This window comes from Pseudomonadota bacterium (assembly GCA_010028905.1).
GTDB lineage: Bacteria > Vulcanimicrobiota > Xenobia > RGZZ01 > RGZZ01 > RGZZ01.
The window spans coordinates 1-2,280 of the sequence record RGZZ01000653.1 but is presented as its reverse complement, the minus strand read 5'-3'; the positions used below and the strand labels follow the sequence as shown (position 1 = coordinate 2,280).

The window sequence follows — 2,280 nt, the reverse complement described above, 5'->3', positions numbered from 1 at the left end:
TGGCAGCGTCGCTACACCATTCCCGGTGGCTATGAGCTGCTGCCCGAGGCGCCGCGCCTGCCCATGCTCGATCTGTGGCGGGTGATGGAAGCGCTGGTGCGCACGAAAGCCGTGCGCCCCGTCATCCTGGTCACTCCCTGCATGGCCAACGACAACGGCCATCTCACGGGGCTCGCCACCGACTGGGCGGCGCCGGAGCGCGTGAGCGGACGGCTCACGCGCGGCGTGGGCACGGGGCGCTTCGGCACCCATCTGGTCGAGGAGATCATCCCCTTCGTCGATCGAACCTTCCGCACCATCGCCCATCGCGACGGGCGCGCCACCGACGGCTTCTCGCTGGGCGGCTTCATGTCGCTCAAGCTCGCCATCTCGCAGGCCCATCTCTTCAGATGCGCGGGCGCGTACGACGGGTCGTTCCTCTATCTGCACAACCGGCCTGGCGGTGAAGAGGAAGGCGACTACCTGCTCAACACCGGCATGTTCGACCCGGTCTTCGGACGCCCACGCCAGCCCGAGCACGTGTTCGCCAACAGCCCCACCGCCCTGCTCGCCCGCAGCCCGGACAGCCTGCTGCGGTCGATGACGTTCCACCTGCAGTGCGGACCGCAGCAAGCCGAGCCCAGCGACTCGAACTTCTACCGCACCATGCACGTCACACGGCTGCTGCAGATGCGAGGGGTGCGCAACCACGCCGACCCCATCGTCATCGAAGACGGCCACCACGACTGGCCCACCGCGTTCAAGCACCTGGCCCAGGCCTTGCGCTGCTTCTCGCGTGTGCTGGCCGACGGGTGAGCCGCTGGAGGCAACCGTAGCCTTTCTGACCCCACCACCATCAGCACGGAGACACCAAGATCATGACCCTCACCGAAGAGATCGCCCGCCGACGCACATTCGCCATCATCTCGCACCCAGACGCTGGAAAGACCACCCTCACAGAGAAGCTGCTGCTCTACGGCGGCGCCATCCACCTCGCCGGGTCGGTGCGCGCGCGCAAGAACATGCAGTCGACGGCATCTGACTGGATGGACCTCGAGAAGAAGCGCGGCATCTCGATCACCTCAACCGCCCTCGAGTTCCCCTACAAGGGCTACCAGATCAACCTGCTCGACACGCCGGGCCACCACGACTTCCAGGAAGACACCTTCCGCACGCTGGTGGCCGCCGACGCGGCGGTGATGCTCATCGACAGCGCAAAAGGCGTGGAGCCCCAGACCCTCAAGCTGTTCGAGGTGTGCCGCAACCGCGGCATTCCCATCTTCACCTTCTTCAACAAGATGGACCGCCCGGCGCAAGACCCCCTCGACCTCATCGACGAGGTCGAGCGCACGCTGGGCATCCAGGTCTTCCCGATGAACTGGCCCCTGGGCAGCGGCACCGACTTCCGCGGCGTCTACGACCGCAAGGACGGCGTGCTGCACGTGTACGAGCGCACCGAGCACGGCAAGAAGAAGGCGCCCGTTCACGTGGGCAAGGCCGACGATCCGTACTACGCCGAGCTGGCCGGCCCTGACGTGCATCGCAAGCTCATCGACGATATCGAGCTGCTCGAGGCCGTGGGCACCTCGTTCGACGAGGAGAAGTTCCACGAAGGCCGGCTCACGCCCGCGTTCTTCGGCAGCGCCGTCACCAACTTCGGCATCGAGGCGTTTCTCGATCGCTTCGTCGAGCTGGCGCCGGCGCCATCGGCCCGCCTCACCGTCGACGGGCGCATGCACGCGGTCGAATCGCCCTTCAGCGGCTTCATCTTCAAGATACAGGCCAACATGGACCCCGCCCACCGCGACCGCATCGCCTTCCTGCGCATCTGCTCGGGCAAGTTCGAACGCGGCATGACGGCCCAGCACTCGCGCCTGGGGAAGGCGCTGCGGCTCTCGCAGGCCCACCGCCTGTTCGGGCAGGAGCGCGTGGCGGCTGAAGAGGGCTGGCCTGGCGACATCATCGGCATCATCAGTCCGGGCAGCTTCGCGCTGGGCGACACGCTGCACGCAGGCGACGCGGTCGAGTTCGAGCCCATCCCCCGGTTCGCCCCCGAGTTCTTCGCCTCGCTGCGCGTCGAGAACCCTTCGCAGCGCGACCCGTTCTTGAAGGGCGTGTCGCAGCTCATGGAAGAGGGCGCCGTGCAGGTGCTCTACCGACGCACCGGCGACATCAGAGAGCCGGTGCTCGCTGCGCAGGGCCCCCTGCAGTTCGAGGTGGTGCAGTACCGCCTCGAGAGCGAATACCGCGTGGCCACGCGGCTCGAGCGCATGCCGTTCACCGGCGCCCGCTGGGTCATGG

2 protein-coding genes are annotated in these 2,280 nt (G+C 67.1%); both read left to right on the top strand.

Annotated features, from left to right (window positions below; genetic code table 11):
* Positions 1-795 (top strand): hypothetical protein (locus EB084_23990; protein ID NDD31324.1); only part of this gene is annotated, 795 nt, incomplete at its 5' end.
* Between the two features lie 62 nt (positions 796-857).
* Positions 858-2,280: peptide chain release factor 3 (locus EB084_23985; GenBank protein ID NDD31323.1), on the top strand; the 1,423-nt coding region annotated here is incomplete at its 3' end.